Source organism: Dyadobacter chenhuakuii (assembly GCF_023821985.2).
GTDB classification, from domain to species: domain Bacteria; phylum Bacteroidota; class Bacteroidia; order Cytophagales; family Spirosomataceae; genus Dyadobacter; species Dyadobacter chenhuakuii.
Map to the genome: position 1 here is coordinate 2,658,454 of NZ_CP098805.1, position 18,790 is coordinate 2,677,243.

12 protein-coding genes are annotated in these 18,790 nt (G+C 45.4%); 8 read left to right on the plus strand and 4 right to left on the minus strand.

Annotated features, from left to right (window positions below; all coding sequences use genetic code 11):
* The first annotated feature begins 104 nt into the window (after positions 1 to 104).
* From NFI80_RS11040 to NFI80_RS11065, 6 genes are all read left to right on the plus strand, one after another.
* Entirely contained in the window at positions 105 to 2,843 is a 2,739-nt protein-coding gene (locus tag NFI80_RS11040) for a substrate-binding domain-containing protein (protein WP_235163036.1), read from the plus strand.
* Positions 2,844 to 3,110: 267 nt separating this feature from the next.
* Positions 3,111 to 4,433 (plus strand): sugar porter family MFS transporter, encoded by a 1,323-nt coding sequence (locus NFI80_RS11045; RefSeq protein WP_235163035.1) that lies wholly within the window; start codon positions 3,111 to 3,113, stop codon positions 4,431 to 4,433.
* Between the two features lie 13 nt (positions 4,434 to 4,446).
* Positions 4,447 to 5,346 (plus strand): carbohydrate kinase family protein, encoded by a 900-nt coding sequence (locus NFI80_RS11050; RefSeq protein ID WP_235163034.1) that lies wholly within the window; start codon positions 4,447 to 4,449, stop codon positions 5,344 to 5,346.
* Entirely contained in the window at positions 5,339 to 8,416 is a 3,078-nt protein-coding gene (locus NFI80_RS11055; protein WP_235163033.1) for a SusC/RagA family TonB-linked outer membrane protein, read from the plus strand. The genes NFI80_RS11050 and NFI80_RS11055 overlap by 8 nt, the downstream gene beginning before the upstream one ends.
* Positions 8,417 to 8,428: 12 nt before the next feature.
* Complete coding sequence (locus tag NFI80_RS11060; protein ID WP_235163032.1) at positions 8,429 to 10,147, plus strand: RagB/SusD family nutrient uptake outer membrane protein; 1,719 nt, start codon at positions 8,429 to 8,431, stop codon at positions 10,145 to 10,147.
* 41 nt (positions 10,148 to 10,188) lie between these two features.
* Entirely contained in the window at positions 10,189 to 11,691 is a 1,503-nt protein-coding gene (locus NFI80_RS11065; RefSeq protein ID WP_235163031.1) for a glycoside hydrolase family 32 protein, read from the plus strand.
* Positions 11,692 to 11,747: 56 nt separating this feature from the next.
* Here NFI80_RS11065 and NFI80_RS11070 read toward each other — a convergent pair whose 3' ends face one another.
* A complete protein-coding gene (locus tag NFI80_RS11070; RefSeq protein ID WP_235163030.1) occupies positions 11,748 to 12,131 on the minus strand; it encodes a DoxX family protein in 384 nt (127 codons plus the stop codon).
* Between the two features lie 52 nt (positions 12,132 to 12,183).
* Complete coding sequence (locus tag NFI80_RS11075; RefSeq protein WP_255703437.1) at positions 12,184 to 12,300, minus strand: hypothetical protein; 117 nt, start codon at positions 12,298 to 12,300, stop codon at positions 12,184 to 12,186.
* A gap of 127 nt (positions 12,301 to 12,427) precedes the next feature.
* Between NFI80_RS11075 and NFI80_RS11080 the strand changes: the two genes are divergently transcribed.
* Positions 12,428 to 13,180 (plus strand): GIN domain-containing protein, encoded by a 753-nt coding sequence (locus NFI80_RS11080; RefSeq protein WP_235163029.1) that lies wholly within the window; start codon positions 12,428 to 12,430, stop codon positions 13,178 to 13,180.
* 12 nt (positions 13,181 to 13,192) lie between these two features.
* On the opposite strand, the gene NFI80_RS11085 is transcribed toward NFI80_RS11080, so the two are convergent.
* Both NFI80_RS11085 and NFI80_RS11090 read right to left on the minus strand, forming a co-directional pair.
* The gene (locus tag NFI80_RS11085) at positions 13,193 to 13,825 is read right to left on the minus strand and encodes a response regulator (protein WP_233795914.1); all 633 of its coding nucleotides are present in this window, start codon (positions 13,823 to 13,825) and stop codon (positions 13,193 to 13,195) included.
* A gap of 105 nt (positions 13,826 to 13,930) precedes the next feature.
* Positions 13,931 to 17,047, minus strand: coding sequence for a sensor histidine kinase (locus NFI80_RS11090; protein ID WP_235163028.1), 3,117 nt, complete (start codon positions 17,045 to 17,047; stop codon positions 13,931 to 13,933).
* A gap of 332 nt (positions 17,048 to 17,379) precedes the next feature.
* Between NFI80_RS11090 and NFI80_RS11095 the strand changes: the two genes are divergently transcribed.
* Positions 17,380 to 18,366, plus strand: a complete 987-nt coding sequence (locus NFI80_RS11095; RefSeq protein ID WP_235163027.1) for a ScyD/ScyE family protein — start codon at positions 17,380 to 17,382, stop codon at positions 18,364 to 18,366.
* Positions 18,367 to 18,790 lie beyond the last annotated feature (424 nt).

Below are 18,790 nucleotides of genomic sequence, written 5' to 3' on the forward strand. Positions count from 1 at the left end.
CCCCGGACAAATTCAGGTACGCATCAATTCTTTTCAATTTGTTTCAAACTCCATTTGTGATACATTTATAGACCTCAACCAACGGATTTGAATACAAGAAAACATTGAAATACTTTAACCTTATTGTTCTGGTTTGTTTAATGGTAACTGCTTGTTCCAAAAAGGAATCGAAGCAGTTTACGATTGGCTTTTCGCAATGCACGGGTAGTGATAACTGGCGTAAAACCATGCAGGAGAGCATGTATCGCGAGCTTTCTTTCAATCCCGAGATCAACTTTGTGATGAAGGATGCGGGCGGACAGAGTAAAACACAAATCACACAAATTGAAGAACTGCTCAAACAAAACATTGACCTGCTGATTGTCTCTCCCAATGAAGCAGAGCCGATTACACCCATTGTAGAAAAAGCCTATCAGAGCGGTATTCCGGTCATCATTCTGGACCGCCGCACCAATTCTGATCAGTACACAGCCTACGTAGGCGCTGATAATGTGGAAGTCGGGCAGATTGCCGGCGCTTATACCAATACACTTCTGAAAGGAACCGGAAAGGTGATCGAGATCAGTGAAAAGCCAGGCTCGTCCGCGGACATTGATCGCCATAAGGGTTTTATGGAAACGATCACCCGCTTTCCGGGCATTAGATTGACAGCAAAATTGGATGGGGATTGGGACAAATATTCCTTTGAAGCTCCGCTGACCAAACTGCTGCAAACCCATACCGACATTGATGTTATATTCTGCCAGAATGATCGCCGCGCACTCACCGCTTTTAAGGTTTGTAAAAATTTAGGTCTTGAAAAAAAGATCCGCCTCATTGGTGTAGACGGCCTAACCGGGCCAAATGGCGGCATTGATCTTGTTGATAGGAATGTTTTAAATGCTACTATTCTATATCCGACTGGTGGTGAAGAAGCCATCCGAACCGCGATTTCAATTCTTCAAAAGAAGCCTTTCAAAAGGGAAAACCGGCTGCAAATCACCATGATCGATTCGACCAATGTCAGGATCATGAAATTGCAGAGCGAGAAATTGGTGGCCCAGCAGCAAGACATTGAACGTCGGCAGGAAAAAATTGAGGAACAGCGCGCGATCTCTGAAAACCAGAGCATTGTCATTTACACCGTTTCCATCACCCTAGCATTAGCACTCATTTTCGGGGCCATTTCTTTTTATTCTTTACGCGAGAACCGGAAGATCAACAAGCGACTGGAAGTGCAGAATCATGAGATATCAGATCAGAAAAATCAAATTGAACAACTTGCCCAAAGCGCTGAAATTGAAAATGAGGCCAAACTCAAATTCTTTACCAACATTTCACACGAATTCCGCACGCCACTTACATTGATTTTAGCACCTATTGAGGATGTTTTAGCCAGCGAAAAGATCCGCGATCCCTTGATCAAACAGGAACTTTCACTAATCCGTAAAAACACATTGAGGTTGCTCCGGCTCGTAAGCCAGCTGATGGATTTCCGTAAACTCGGAAGTCACCGCATGCAGGTGCGCGCTGGCGAGCACAATCTGGTGGCGTTTGTAAAAGACATTATGGTTGCCTTTGAACGCATTGCTTCCAAGCGAAGGATTGATTTTCAATTAATCGCTTCCGATCCCGAATTGATGGTCTGGTTTGACGCGACAATGCTGGATAAGGTGATTTTCAATTTGCTTTCCAATGCATTCAAGTTCACGCCGGATAAGGGAAGGGTTTATTTGTATATCAAAACCATTTCCAATAACCAGGCGCAGATTACGGTGGAAGACAACGGAATAGGCATGACGGAATCGGAAGTTGCGCACGTTTTTGAAGTTTTTTACCAAGCCGAAAGTGGTTATAAAGCATTGGGAACCGGGCTCGGCCTGGCGCTTTCCAAGGAATTAATTTCGCTTCATAAAGGAACAATTTCCGTTCGCAGCCAGCCTAATAAGGAAACCGCATTTACCATTGAACTGCCGCTGGGTAACAAGCATTTCCAGGAAGATGAGTTACAAACCGGGCACGCGGAAGATTTTTCCATGGTCCAAAACTTCGAAATTCAGGAAGAGGATCCTGCTTCAAATAATGCTTCTGCTAAGGAAGTTTCAGTTCACGAACAATCTGTCTTGCTTATTGAAGACAACAATGATCTGGTGCGGCTTTTGGAACAAAAACTGAATGTCAATTATCAGATACTGGTTGCCAATGATGGTGAAGAAGGTTTAAGGCTGGCATTTGAGCACATTCCCGATCTGATCGTGTGTGATGTGACATTGCCCAAAAAGGATGGATTGGGCGTGAGCTCGATCCTTAAATCCGATTTCAGGACGTCGCACATTCCGGTGATTTTGCTTACCGCCAGAACCACCATCGAACAGCAGATCGAAGGCATTCAAACGGGCGTCGATGCTTACATTACCAAACCATTTAACCTGCAATATGTTCAGGAAAGCATTAAAACTTTGTTGAAAAACCGGTCGGTGCTTCGGGAACATTACACCAGTGAGTTGCCCATTGAAACCTCGTCGGGCATGAATCCTAACAAGCTGGACAAGAAATTTATCACCCAATTCACTGCATATATTGAGGAGCGTTACGATAATTCCGAGCTCAGCGTGGAAGACATTGGCAGAGACCTCGGCATGTCGCGGGTGCAGCTTTACCGAAAAGTGAAGGCGTTGCTGGGCATGAGTGTGAATGAATACATTCAGCAGGTAAGGCTCAACAAAGCCAAATTCCTGCTGCGCCGCGACGATCTGACCATTGCTGACATTGCCTATAAGGTCGGATTTTCCTCTCCTACCTACTTCTCCACGGCCTTCAAAGGGAAATATAATCAAACCCCGATGGAATATAAGAAATCATAAACAGCCGGATTTTTATTCAAGATTTTCAAGCAATTATTCAATTCTGCTTTCCGTCAATTCATAAGAAATGATACAAATTTTAAACATGATGTATCAAAATTGAAAGATGACTTATGTATCAAATTTTAAATAATAGGCTAATTCACTGATTATCATTATAATAACCTTCTAAAATACCACTGTATCAAAGTTTAACTTTATTGAGATATTATTTAGTTATTCCAGGCAGCAAGTGGCGGTAGTTTTGACAAAAAATCAGAACTACCAATGAAAAACAGTAAGGTATTAGTTTGGTCGATCGTCGTTGCGCTTGGCGGGTTTCTTTTCGGATTTGATACGGCTGTGATCTCGGGGGCCGAAAAAGCCATTCAGCATTTATGGGATTTGTCTGCGGTCGAGCATGGATTCACCGTTTCCATTGCATTGATAGGAACAGTGCTCGGCGCAATGTTGGGAGGCATTCCGGCCGATAAGCTTGGAAGAAAAACCACCTTATTCTGGATCGCTGTTTTATACCTAGTTTCCTCCCTCGGCTCAGCGCTTGCAACAGATTGGTACGTTTTCATATTCTTTCGCTTCCTTGGCGGACTGGGCGTTGGTGCTTCCTCAGTTGCTGCTCCGATGTACATTTCCGAAATATCTCCTGCCAAGTCACGCGGGAAAATGGTTGGATTGTTCCAGTTCAATGTCGTTTTTGGAATTCTCATTGCCTACTTCTCCAATTACTTCATGCAGGATATGGGCGACGATGCGTGGCGCTGGATGCTGGGCGTACAGGCTTTGCCTTCATTGATTTTCCTTCTGGCCATTATTTACGTTCCTGAAAGTCCGCGTTGGCTCATCATGAAAAAAGGCGACGTGCAGCAAGCCAGAGAAATCCTGAACATTATCGATCCTCAAACGAGCGAAGAAACATTGTTTGCGATTATGAATGCAAACGAGGAAACAAAGGACAAACCTTCTGCCCGGCTGTTTTCTGCCAAATACAAAACACCCGTAATGCTTGCCATTCTGTTTGCGGTTTTCAACCAGGTTTCAGGAATCAACGCCATCATTTATTACAGTCCACGTATTTTTGAAATGACGGGATTGGGTGCAAAAGCCGCGTTTTTGTCTTCTGCGGGAATTGGTTTCGTCAACTTCGCTTTCACACTTTTAGCCATCAACTTTATAGATCGTTTCGGCAGGCGCACATTGATGGCGATTGGCTCCGTGGGTGTCATTATCACACTTGGATTGGTTGCCAGGGCATTTTTTATTAAGGATTTTACGGGCGTTCCGGTGTTCCTGTTCGTTTACATTGCCTTTTTTGCCTTCTCACAGGGCGCTGTTATCTGGGTTTTTATATCTGAAATTTTTCCAAACGAAGTGCGTGCAAATGGTCAGGCGCTGGGAAGTTTCACCCATTGGTTTATGGCGGCCGTCATCGCCTTTTCCTTCCCGATCATTTCCGAATATCTGGGCGGCGGAATCACATTTTCCTTCTTCGCGATCATGATGATTTTGCAACTCATTTTCGTGTGGCGGATCATGCCGGAAACAAAAGGAACCTCGCTGGAAAGGACTGACAAAACAATGATTCTACATTAATATCTCCACTTATATGACACCAACAATAACCGTTTTCGGAGAAATGCTATGGGATATGCTGCCATCTGGCAAGCAACCCGGCGGAGCACCCATGAATGTGGCCATTCACCTGAAAAACTTCGGATTGAATCCAGCCTTCATCAGCCGCGTCGGCGACGATGATCTGGGCGTTGAACTCATGGATTATCTTAACAACCAGCACTTTAACACAGATTTTATCCAAACCGGAATTACACATCTCACCGGTATAGTAAAAGTTAACCTGACGGACAAAACCGAAGTAACCTACAAAATCGTGCAGCCCGTTGCCTGGGACTACATTATGACCACGCCTGAAAACAAGCAATTGGTTAAAGATTCAGATGTGTTTGTTTACGGCACGCTTTCCGTTCGCAGCCAGCAGTCGCGCAACACACTTTTTGAATTATTGAAAGATGCAAATCTGAAAGTGTTTGACGTCAACATTCGCCCGCCGCATCTGGACAGAGCCACCACCGAATATCTGCTGGAACAGGCCGACATTGTAAAAGTTAACGAGCACGAGCTTAACACGGTTTGCACGTGGTTTGGCATACAGCCAGACGTGGAAACGCAGATGAAATTCCTTTACGAACGCTTCAACCTGAAACTGGTTTGTGTTACGCTCGGTGCCGATGGCGCGGTCGTTCTTTCCGGGGACGGATTTCATTCTCAGGGCGGATATGTCGTGGAAGTGCAGGACACGATTGGCAGCGGCGATTCCTTTCTGGCGATGTTTCTCAAAGAATATATTTCCGGCTCGTCCATCCCCTCAGCCCTTGAAAAAGCCTGTGCCGTTGGTGCATTGGTTGCCTCCTATTCTGGTGCTACACCTGTTATTGCTGAAAAAGAAATTGCTGGTTTTTTAATCAATAATCAAATCAATCATGTTTAAACGACTACCGCTTCTGGCTTTTGCCATACTCTGTTGGGTGCAACTTGCGGCTGCTCAATCCAACATTACCGGAACTGTGAAAGACGGCGCCGGCGTGACGCTCCCGGGCGTAAGTATCCTGGAAAAGGGTACAACCAACGGCACATTATCGGACGCTGACGGAAAGTACAGCATCAGCATTAACAGTGGCGCAACGCTGGTATTTTCTTACGTGGGCATGGTCCCAAGTGAGGTGGTTCCGGGCACGAATAGTGTCATGGATGTGACGCTCGAATATGATTCAAAAAGCCTGAATGAAGTCGTTGTTACCGGTTATCAGTCTGAGCGAAAGAAGGATATCACAGGTGCGGTAAGTGTGGTGAGCATTAAAGACATTAAGGACAGTCAGGTGGGTAACCCGGCAAAAGCATTGCAGGGAAGAGTGCCGGGCGTGTTGATCACCACGGATGGAGCGCCTGGCGGAGGTGCTACGGTAAGGATCAGAGGCGGCAGCACATTGGGCAATAATGATCCGCTTTACATCATCGATGGCATTCCTACCAAAAGAGGATTAAATGAAATCAATCCGGCCGACGTCGAATCTATCCAGGTTTTGAAAGACGCTTCTTCGGCGACGATTTATGGTTCAAGAGCTGCAAATGGCGTGGTGATTGTTACGACCAAAAAAGCAAAAAATGGCCAGTCAAGGTTGAATGTGAACATTTCTACTTCAATTCAGGATTATGCTTCAAAGCTAAAAACATTGAATGCAGACGGCAGAGGCCGGGCTTACTGGCAGGCGGCAGTGAATGACAAAGCAGATCCGAATGCGAACCAGATTTATCAATACGACTGGAATAACGACTTCAATAGTCCTTCATTGAATCAGGTGAAGTATCCCGAATTCATTGATGCGGCAAAAACGATGAAGCCTGCGAACACTTATTGGTATGATGAGATTGCACAAAAGTCGATTATCCAATCCTATGATATGTCTATTTCCAATGGTTCTGAAAAAGGAAATACGATGTTTTCGCTGGGCTATTACGATAACAAAGGAGTTGTAAAATCTACGCATAATAAAAAGTATAACGCAAGGTTGAACACGGATTTCTCGCTCTTTAAGTCCAAATTGAAAATCGGCGAAAACCTGTCTGCTACTTACATCCAGGATGTGCAGTCTCCTACTGCCGATATCTTATTTGCATCACTTGTTTCACAGCCTGTTGTGCCGGTTTACACCGTGGATGGCGGATGGGGCGGCCCTGCGTCCGGAATGACCGACCGCCAAAATCCGGTCAGGCTCATCGAGGACAACAGGCAGAATAAAGGCAACTTCTACCGGCTATTCGGAAATGTCTTTGCCGACCTGGAAATAATTCCAAAACTGCATCTTAAAACCAGCTATGGAATTGATTATAGCGGTGGTTACAAAAGGCTGCTTCGCAAATCGTACACCTCAGGTTTCTTGTCTGATCCAACGAATCAGGTTTCCAACTTCCAGGATTACTCGGGAAATTCGATCTGGCAAAACACATTGAATTATGACATTCAGACTGGTAAGCACCAAATTGGAGTCCTTGTTGGACAGGAAAGCATCCGATATATCGCCCAGGAATTTTCAGCAAGCAGAAGAGGCCTGGCATTGGAGAATATCAATTATTCCTATCTGAATGCCGGAAGCAACAACATTAATAATGGCGGCAGCGGCAGCTCGAATTCACTTTTCTCCTATTTCGCAAAGGTTAATTACACTTACGCTGATAAGTTCCTGGCATCGGCAACTGTACGTCGTGATGGTTCGTCGCGCTTTGGAAAAGAAAACCGCTTCGGAACATTTCCTGCATTTTCATTGGGTTACCGTTTGAGCGAAGAAGCATTCATTAAAGATATGCCCTTCATTTCTGATTTAAAGCTAAGATATGGCTGGGGGCGCTCGGGTAATCAGGAAATTCCGAACAATGCTACGCAGTCTTTATACTCAGCCATTTACGGCAGCGATCCAACCTGGGATTTTGATAATGGCAGTGCTTATGACATTGGCGGCAATGGCACAGGCCAGCTCCCATCCGGATTTACATTGATCCAGCAAGGCAATGATGCCCTGAGATGGGAATCGCTGGCAGAATCGAATTTTGGTGTGGATTTTGGGTTCATGAACAACACATTGACAGGTTCTGTCGATTATTTCCAGAGAAAAACATCCGACATCCTGATCAGCCCGGCATATCTGGCCGTGATTGGTGATGGTGGAAACCGATTTACCAACGGCGCTTCGATGAAAAACAGCGGTTTCGAAGCATTGCTTTCCTATGACACTAAAATTGGTAATGATCTAAGGATCAACCTGACCGGTAACTTCTCGCTGTACCGCAACAAGATCACGTATTTACCAAAAGAGGTGATTGCATCCTATCCGGGAAATGGAACGGACAAGACCATTCTGGGCCGTCCGGCCAATTCATTCTTTGGATATGTAGCCGACGGAATATTCCAGAATCAGGGCGAAGTGGACAATGCTGCAACCCAACCGGGAAAAGGCGTGGGACGAATCAGATATGCCGATCTGAACAGCGATGGCACCATTGACGCGCAGGACAGGGATTTTATCGGAAACAGCACGCCTAAGTATATGTATGGCTTCAACACTTCCGTAAGCTGGAAAAATTTCGATCTGAGCTTCTTCTTTCAAGGGATCAATGTAAAGGTTCAGAACGAATTCAAAACCTACACCGATTTCTCATCACTTTGGACCGGCACGAACTGGGGTGACAGAACGCTGGACGCATGGACGCCCGAAAACACAGGTTCTGACATTCCTGCTTTAACATTGGTAGACAGAAATAACGAAGGCCGCTTCTCGACTTACTTCATTGAAAACGGTTCCTACCTGAAATTGAGAAACGCGCAGATCGGGTACAATTTCAAAAGTCTGAATGCCCTGAAAATCCAGAGCGCACGATTGTATCTGCAAGGGAGCAACCTGTTTACCATCAAAAGCAAAGCTTTCACAGGTCCCGACCCGGAGATTCCAAACTTCGCTTTCCCGATACCCGTCATAGGAACCATTGGCCTGAATGTCACTTTCTAAAATTCTGAAATCATGATCACTAAAAAATTTATATACGCCCTGACATTGCTCATGGTGCTTTTCACAGGCTGCGACGATGCGCTGGTAGAACCTGCCCAAGGTGTCATTTCGGGCGACGATTTGAATACACCTGAGAATGTGGACAAAATGGTGGTAGCAGCCTACTCCGCACTTGGAAACGATCATTACACCTCCCCTTTTTCCAGCATGTGGGCTTACGGAAGCATTCGCGGCGGCGATATGTACAAAGGCGGCGACGGCCCGGGCGATTTGTCAGAATTTCATTTGTTCGAAACATTTTCACTCAACCGGGTTGACAATGCATTGATCGACCAGGTTTGGTTCAGATTGTACGTGGGCATCAGCCGGACCAATGATGCAATGCGCAGAGTGAGTGCATTTTCCGAAGCAGAATATCCCGAAAAAGCAGCGCGTATGGGTGAACTCAATTTCCTGAGAGGACATTTCTATTTCCTGCTGAAAATCTTGTTCAAATATGTCCCGTATATCGATGAAACCATTGCCAAAACAGACTATCCGACCATTTCAAATGACAAGCTTTCCAATGACGAACTATGGTCAAAAATAGAAGCCGATTTCCGGAGCGCAGTTGACAAGCTTCCTGAAAATCAAAGTGACAAAGGCCGGGCTAACAAGATTTCGGCAAAAGCCTATCTGGCAAAAACACTCTTGTACAAGGCTTACGAACAAAACGAAACCAATGCCGTTGTATCGATAAATAAAGCCTTGCTGACAGAAGTAAATTCGCTTTGTGATGAGGTGATCAACTCCGGAAAGTATAACCTGAGCGCCGATTATGCTGACAATTTTCTAACAGCAACCGAGAACGGCCCCGAATCCGTATTTGCAATTCAATATTCAAAAAACGACGGAACGCCACTCGGCAGGCTGGATTACGGACATGCGCTGAATTACACCATGAACCAGGAATACGGCTGCTGCGGTTTCCACGTTCCCAGCCACGACCTGATCAATTCATTCAAAACAAGTGCCGACGGTCTGCCGCTGTTTCAAACCTATGCTGCTAATGACGTAGCGGCATCCCTTGATTTCCAGACCAGCTCATTCGATCCGCGGCTGGACCACACTGTGGCAAGGCCAAATGCGCCGTTCAAATATGGAAAAAGCTATGTATTCCAAAAATCCTGGGCCCGCGCTCCGGCGGTTTACGGCGCATTTGCAAGCATTAAGGAAGTGGTTTTGCCAACCGATCCGTCTTTCCAAAAAGTGCCGCCATTTATGTCCAGCGCCAAAAACTGGCAGATTATCCGGTTCGCCGATGTACTGCTTTGGAAAGCAGAAGCATTGATAGAACTGGGTAGACAAGACGAAGCACTTCCTTTGATCAACAGGATCCGCGCCCGCGCAGGCACAAGTACAGGTTTGCTCGTAGCAGCAGATGGAAAACCAACGGCCAATTTCAGGGTAAAACCGTATGTTAAGAGTTCGGATTGGACACAGAACTATGCAAGAATGGCGATGCGTTGGGAAAGACGACTTGAATTTGCTGGTGAAGGTTATCATTTCTTCGACCTGGTTCGCTGGGGCGTTGCGGCTGAAAACATTAATGCCTATTTCAAGATTGAGAAAACAAGGGCAACGCATTTGGGAGATGCGAAATTTACAGCAGGCCGGGATGAATATCTGCCTATACCATTGAATCAGATCAATTTCAGCAGCGGCTTGTACAAACAGAATGCAGGATGGTAAATGTCAGAACTGTTCTGGCCCAAACACAATTAAATTAAGATATGAAAAAAATAATCATTGCACTACTCCTTATCTGTGCCATAACCGGCTCTAATGCTATCGCTCAGGCTTTTAAGGAGAAATACCGTCCGCAATTTCACTTTACGCCCAAAGCCAACTGGATGAATGATCCGAATGGGATGGTGTATCACAACGGGATTTATCATTTGTTTTATCAATACTATCCGGACGGCAAGGTTTGGGGACCGATGCACTGGGGACATGCTACGAGCAAGGATATGATCGCCTGGAAAGAGCAGCCGATTGCTTTGTATCCGGATAGTCTGGGTTATATCTTTTCAGGAAGTGCGGTTGTGGACAAGAACAATACGGCAGGATTCGGTAAAGAAGCATTGGTTGCCATTTTTACACATCATGACCCTGTCGAGGAAAAAAAGCAAACCGGCAAACACGAAACGCAAAGCATTGCATACAGTCTGGACGACGGTAAAACTTGGACGAAATACAAAGGCAATCCGGTGATCCAGAATCCGGGCGTAACCGATTTCCGGGACCCGAAAGTAAGATGGTTTGAGCCGCAGAAAAAATGGGTGATGACGTTGGCAACGAAAGATCGCATTACGTTTTATTCTTCCCCTGATCTTAAATCCTGGACGCGTGAAAGTGAATTCGGAGCAAACGAAGGCGGCCACGGCGGCGTGTGGGAATGTCCGGATCTTTTTCCGATCAAACACGAAGGAAAAGACATTTGGGTGCTGATCGTGAACATTAATCCAGGCGGACCGAACAAAGGTTCTGCGGGCCAATATTTCCTCGGAGACTTTGACGGTAAAACATTCACTTCCAATTCAAAGGAAACCAAATGGCTGGATTTTGGAACAGATAATTACGCAGCTGTAACATTCGCCAACACAGGCAATCGCAACATTCTGATGGGCTGGATGAGCAACTGGCAATATGCTAATCAGGTTCCGACAGATCCTTGGAGAAGTGCGAATACGATTGCCCGTGAGTTGGGTTTAAAAACAGTCGGTAAAGAAACTTACCTGACTTCGGTTCCCGTTAAAGAACTGGATGTTTTGAACACCACCACATTTTCAATGAAGAATGTAAAGGTGAAAGATCAGCTGGATCTGACGGAAAAAGCAAAGAACAAAACCGGACTTTTCCGCCTGGATTTTACGACCAAAAACACAGCGGATTTCTCAATAGTGCTGGCGAATGAGGCTGGTAATGAACTGATCGTCGGTTATAACAAAGCAAGAAATCAATATTACATTGACCGTTCGAAATCCGGTGCCATTGACTTTGAAAAAGGTTTTGGAGAAAAACACATTGCGCCCAGATTTGCAACAGGAAGTGATATTCCGCTGACATTAATCGCCGACGTTGCCTCCGTCGAGCTCTTCGCTGACAATGGGCTAACGGTGATGACCGATATTTTCTTTCCGGAAACCCCGATGTCCAAACTGCACATTAAATCCGTTTCAGGGATTACGGTTGATAATCTGAAATATACAGTTTTGAAACCTTCGGTAGAATAATCATCTATTTCCATGCGGCAAATTTTTGCATTTGCCGCATGGACAGGAAACCAACCTCAACGCGTGCTCGCCAGCGCCCACCATACTAACACCGGCTGAAAAAACAACCTTACTAAACGCTTCTTATCCGTATCGAGTCCGAATGCGTCTCGCTGGTGGGTGTATTGAGTGATGTTGCCGGGAAAAACGGCGGTGAAGAATGCAGCAGCGAACTTTCCGATTTTGGGGCGGTGTTCCTGAGGTGTGGCGATCAAAGCAGCTCCGAGGGCGATTTCTGCGATCCCGGAATAGACTACAGTGTCGTCCTTTTTAAGTGGAATAAAGTCAGGGACCTGTGCGCGGAACTCTTTTCTGGCGAATGTTAAATGACTGATGCCTGCATAAACCAGACTTGCTCCCAGCAATATCCTGCCTGCGGTTTTTAAATCTTGTTGTTTCATCTTGATACGTAGGTTTTAGAAAATCAAGACAAGAACCATACCTGCACGCATATCATTCAGCATGCACTAGTTGTCTCAGAATCACATCCCGCAAACGACCTTCATGTTCATCGCTCCATTGCCCTAATGCGGCGATGACAGGGATTAGTGTCTTACCAAATTCGGTCAGGCTGTATTCTACTCAGGCAATAGAACGCTGAAATTACAGGATCATGGAGAACGGCTGATAGAAGTATCTTCCGTTTGACTAATCTTATAAATTTTTGTATTATTGGTGTATACAAAATTTATAAACCATGATAAATCTATTCTATGTTTCCGTATTTGCTTTAATGTGCAGCACAGTGGTAGGTCAGGGCATGAAGACTGAAATTGTAGGCAATAAGCAAATGACAAATTCGAGTCGGGAGATTCCAAATTTCAGTCATTTAAGAATTATCGGACTGGATGTGGATTTACAAAAAGGACAAACCAATTCTATTTCTTTGACAGCAGAATCAAATATCATTGAGCACATCGCAAGTAAGGTCGATGGCGACACGCTTGTTATTCATTACGAGAGAAATCAGCCATTAAGAAATGTCACAAGCCCTAAAATAATGCTGACTTACAGTAACGGTATAAACAGCATATTGGGTAGCGTTTCTAACATCAAATTACTTTCTCCACTTGAAAATGATGATCTGGTTGTAAAACTTCAAACCAAATCATCCATTACCGGAATGGTTAAATTGAATTCCTTAAACCTAAGGATGGAAACGTCATGTAATGCTGCATTAAGCGGATCAGCGAATGACATGCATGCCGAATTATTCACAAAAAGCAACTTGAATGCAAGGGATTTGGCAATAAAGAACCTAGACATTGTTGAAGAAACGCACTGCAAGTCCGAATTGAATGTTTCAGAACAACTTACAGCCAAATTATTTGTTGAAAGCACACTCAATAATGTGGGTAATGCAAAGCCAGATATCACTTATCCGTCTATGGACCAGATGACTTCTATGAAATCATTCAGCCGGAATGTTGATATGTTTAAGTTTAATTGACAGCTGAGTCCCTCAAACCAGCCTTTCCCTGATCGCCAGGCTTACTGCTTCTGTGGCGCTGTTTACGTAAAGTTTGTCGTAGATATTGCGGATGTGGTTATTTACTGTGTTGTAGGCAATGCCACATTCTGCGGCGATTAGTTTATAGCTGTAACCTTTGACCAGAAAACCCAATATGTGCTTCTCACGCTCGGTCAGGTGGTAGTCTTTTTTAGCTATGGTTTCAGCAGAAAAGTAGCGCAGGACTTTGGTGGCAATGCTGCCGGTCATAGGCGCGCCGCCTTCAAGCGCCTCCCGCAAACTCTCGATAAACCGCTCCGGACTTGTCTTTTTTAATAAATATCCATTGGCACCGGCTTGCAGACTGCCAAAAATCCGCTCATCTTCTTCAAAGTTCGTTTGGATGAGCACGGGCAATGCGCCAAAATGCCTTCTGATCAGGATAGTTGCATCTATGCCGTTAATTCCGGGCATGTCTATATCCATGAGCACAAGGTCCGGTTTCGATTCGGTAATGTTGACCAGAAGGTTGTTGGCATTTGGGAAAGTTCCGGTGCACACGAAACCGTCGGAGAGATTGAGGAGCATGGACACGCTGTTCAATCTTTCCTGATTATCGTCGAAAATAATGATCCTTGACGCCATACGGTGAGTCAATAGCAATTAATATGATGTTGAAATAAAATATCCTGCAAAATTAGCACTCGAATTTCTTCTACAATATAGCAAATACTAGTCATCCTCATTGCATCAGAATACCAGCGTAATGGTCGTCCCCTCGTCGATGACGGAGTGTATCGTAAGCAGGCCGTTCATCTGTGCCGCACGGTGGTGCATATTGGCCAATCCATTGCCCTTCCTGATGAAATCCGGATCAAAGCCCCGGCCGTTGTCATGGATAGTAAGCTTTGTATGGCCGCTTTCCCGCATTGTAAATACATCTATGGTGCTGGCATTGGAATATTTGGCAGCATTGTTCATTGCTTCTTTGAAAATCAGATACAGGTTTTTCCTCGTCTGCATATCCAGTTTCAGGTTTTGGATTTGGATATCTGTTTCAAAACGAAAAGTAAATCCTTTGGACTCGGCCAATGTGCTGCCAAACTCAAACATCCGGGCAAACACGTCCTCGATCTGGTCATTCCCGGCTTTGACACTCCATACAATATCGCTAAGCCCTTCCTGAACCTGTTGGGCATTTTCCTTTATCTTCCGGACCACCTGCTGATGTTCCGTTTTCTCGATTTGCATGAGCAATGCCTGGCTGTAAAAAGTAATGCTGCTAAGCGTGCTCCCGATCTCATCATGCATATCAGCGCTGATCCCGTTGCGGATTTTTTGGATATCCATGATCTGCCGGAGCCTGTATTGATAAAAAAAGTAAATCAGCAACCCCACACCCAGCAGACTGAGAATGAAAAACCAAACCGATTGATACCAGGGCGTAAGCACCCGGATCGGTGACTGCCATTCCTGGCTGCTCCAATCGGCGCCGCCAACGGAAACCTGTACTTTAAGCATGTAATCACCCGGTGGCAGACTGTTAAAGAGTAGTTTGTTCCCAAATTCAAACATTTGCCACCTATCGTCCCCCCACCCTTCCAGCTTGTAGCGAAACCGGTTCAATGACGTATTCTGGTAATCCGGGCTCATGAATGCAAAGGCAAACAGGCGGTCACCTGGATTGAAAACGATCTGCTGACCAGTCTGGTGGGTAATGATAGTGTCGGTTTTGTTCCGGCTCGCATCGAATTTCGAATAGGAAATAAGCTGCAATGCACTTTCTTTTTTCGGGCTTGAATCAAGCTCTTCCGGGTTGAATGCCACCACGCCGTTCAGGCCGCCGAAGTAAAGTGTGCCGTCTCTTGATTTCAGATAGGATCCATGATTGAATTCCAAATGAGGTAAGCCGTCTGAAATGCCGTAGTTATGGAATTTTCCCGTTTTCGTATTAAAGCGCGACAAACCTTTATTCGTACTCATCCAGAGATTCCCCCGTTTATCGGGCAGGGCCGCATAAATGTTATTGTCAGGCAGGCCGTCATGCGTGGTAAAAAGCCGCGTCTGTTTGCTATCCATGTCAATGCGGATCAAACCTTGCCCGGTTGCCGCCCAAAGTGCATTTTCAAACCATGTTGTATGGAAAATCTGCAAAGCGGGAAGCTTGATCTTATCTCCGGCTGCTTGTCCGTAATGTTCATAAATACTGGCATCCGCATTCAGCACATACAGGCCATTGGTTGTACTTACCAAAACACGGTTTTTCTGCCAGGGCATGAAGTTGTTGACGCGCACATTTTTGATATAGCGTCCCGCTTTATCATTCAAAAGAACAGGTTGCATATCCCGCGTGCCGATAATGCCCATTCCACCCCAGGTGCCTGTCCAGAAAGTTGAGTCATTGAGTTTATAGAAAGAAGTAAAGCCGCGTCCGCTCACAAACGGGAAATCCACTTCCGCGTAAGCCTCTGTCTCAGGATCAATTTTAAGGAACTCGATGCCATCTGTTACTGCGTAAACCTCGTTTTTGGTAAAAAGCACTTTATATGGAATCACCGTATTCTTCATAGTCCTGTTCTGGCTGTGCAGCTGCATATGCCTGCTCCTATGTGTCACGGGATCGATCTGGTGAAGCAGATATTGCAAACCGTCACGGTTATAGCCATAGGAACACGCCCAGATCTTTCCGGAATTATCCTCAGTAATGCCTCTGACGCTGCTGCCGATATCGCCGGTCTTTTCCAAAGGCACGCTCATGTATCTTCTAAAAATCTCTTCGGTTAGCGTAACTTTTATCAGACCGTTCACGCCTGCCACCCAAAAACTGCCGTCGGTGCTCAAACAGGCGGCAAAAAAGTAAATGTCTGCACCTGATTTTTGCAGCAGGCGGGTGGTCAGATCGGTGAATTGACCGGTTTTTTGATTTAATAAACCAATTTCCTTTGAAGATTTATACCACTTATAATTTCCTTTATCGGTATAAATGATCCCGGGCGCTATCGGGGCGTCGGTATCAGTGATAGGGCCAAAATGTCCGGTTTTGAAAGCATAATGCCGCATCCGGAAGTGCTTCCCTGTTTTTTGCTCAAAATATATTAATAATGTATCCGCACTCACCTGCACCACACTGAAGATGCGAAATGGACGGAGGTTAATGTCATTTCCTATCAGATCAGTTCGTTTAACCAGTTTGGCTTTATCATCAATTTCATCCAAAAAAGTCCCGTCACTAAACGCATACTGCTTGCCTTTCCCGTCCAGAAACAGGTTGGTAACCTGGCTCGCGACACCGGAAGCCTGCCCCGCATGGGTCGGTGGCATATATAGTGCCTCAGGGACAAGATCTTTACTGATCTTAATGAGCTTTCCACGCGGTATCGAAACCCAGCCATTTTGATCACTGTCAAAAAAAACATCCAGATGCTGTTTGGAATCAACACTTTTGAGAGCAGTTGAAGGTTTAATGGTCTTGCACGTGAGGTTAAGTACATCGACAATGCTGACGCCGATGTTATGCGTCACCCATATGTCGCCACCCGGCCCGGTCTTGATTTGGTTGATCAGGGTTCCGCCGCCGATGGATCGGGTTAGCATGTCCGTAAAATTCTGGAAACTGTAACCATCATAACGCCATAGCTCCTGGCCGGTTGCCACCCACATGAAGCCGCGGCCATCCTGGGCGAGCGCGCGCGTATTGCGGCTTGGCAAGCCTTGCTCCGGACCAAGCAACTGAATGTTTACACGGGTTTGCGGAGCCTGCGCCACACAGATATCCGTAAAAAGCAAAACCAGGAAAGGCAGCAGACCATACAAGTGGATTTTTATGCAAGACAAATTCATCTTGAATTGTAAAACTCTGCGAAGCATGAAGAGGTGGGAGTGAATATAAGACGGATGTAACTTGTATACTCTTAAAGTTGACTTTTCGATTAAAGAACAAATAACCTTTTTTCTAACCGCCTGTCACAACAATGATTAAGGAAGTAAAACCGGCCCGTATAGCAATAATTTGCTATTGCGTTATGGCGCTTTCCTATCTTCTTTTGCGCTAAGATTTTACTCAACGTTTTTTTCTTAATCACTATGTCCAATGCCAGGTTCTGTGAAAATGCTGCAACAGCGTTCTTCACAGGATTTCCCTGGTCTGCACAGCCAAAAGCTCCACAATCATCATCCTTAACAACCTCAATTTCAAAACAATGAAAAAATTAGTTTACTCACTTTCAACATTACTGGCTTTTATCTTCGTCCTGGCTTGCACAGATCACGACATTTTTGAACCTGAACCGGAAACTTTGTCTTCCGAACTATTTGTAAGCGGCTTGAAATATCCGATCGGGATGGCAGCGGATGACAAGAACAACCTGTGGGTAACCGAAGCAGGATCCGGCAAAGGCGATGACGGCAGCGTATCCATGATTACCCCTTCCGGCGTGAAAACGACATTTGTTACCGGTCTCCAGTCCCTGATGCGGGAAGGATCCATAGAAGGAATAGCGCATCTGGCTTACCGCGCAGGGAAATTATATTTTCTGCATGGCTCCAACGGCATACTTTACACAGCCGATGTGTCGTCCTTCAAATCTGGCGACAGCCCTGTTGCACTGGCCCTTATCGACTCAGCAGACATTGGAAGCTATGTCGAAAGCCTGGCTTTGACCAATCCCATTAATTCAAATACATACCATTTTACATTCGGGCCGGACGATCATATGTACATCGTTGACGCCGGAAGCAATGCTATTATTAAAAGACACAAGACAAGCGGCGCGCTAAGCCTGTTTGCTAAAATACCCAATGTTGCAGCGGGCGTGGAGGCTGTGCCAACCGGCATCGTTTACGACGGAAGCAAATTTCTGGTAAGCACATTAACCGGCTTCCCTTTCACACCGGGTGATGCCAAAATCTTTGAGGTAAAGACCTCAGGAGCGGTTGAGGTCTACAAGTCTAACTTCACAACCCTGACCGGCATTACACTTTCAGCCAACCAGAAGCCCATCGTCATCCAGCATGGCGTTTTCGGAGCGATGGGATTTGCGGCGAAGTCTGGCAAAGTGCTCAATGAAGACGGCAAGATCCTGCTCGACAGTCTTTCGCGGCCGACTGACATTATTCGTGGCTTCGGCAAACTCTACTATTTGCTAAGCTATCAGGACGGGACGATCAGCAAGCTGTCGTATAAATGAGTTCATTTTCCCGGAAAAGTGTGGATAGTCGCCCGATATAGTAGCGCTTCCATGATCTCAATGGGGAAGTTACGTCTCAGAAAACCGTTTCATACGACACGAAACCAGATAATTTATTTATAATTATTCTAAGTTTCGCAAATAATGGTGCGGTTCTTCCTTGCACTAATTATTCCAGTGCTATCAATTTAGGATTAAATACAAAAAAGCGGAATGAAGTAACCGATTGGTTATTTATTCCGCTTTTTTGTATTTAATCTCTCCATTTTCTGGCATGAAAATTTTGCTGCATACATGGTCTGCTAGGGGGCAACACTATCCGCATACTCATGAGCAATAAATGCACTTTACTAATAGCGAGTCTTTTTCTTATACTTTGCATCTACCTCAAAGAGGCACGCGCAAGGGCTGAGGAAAGCAGTAA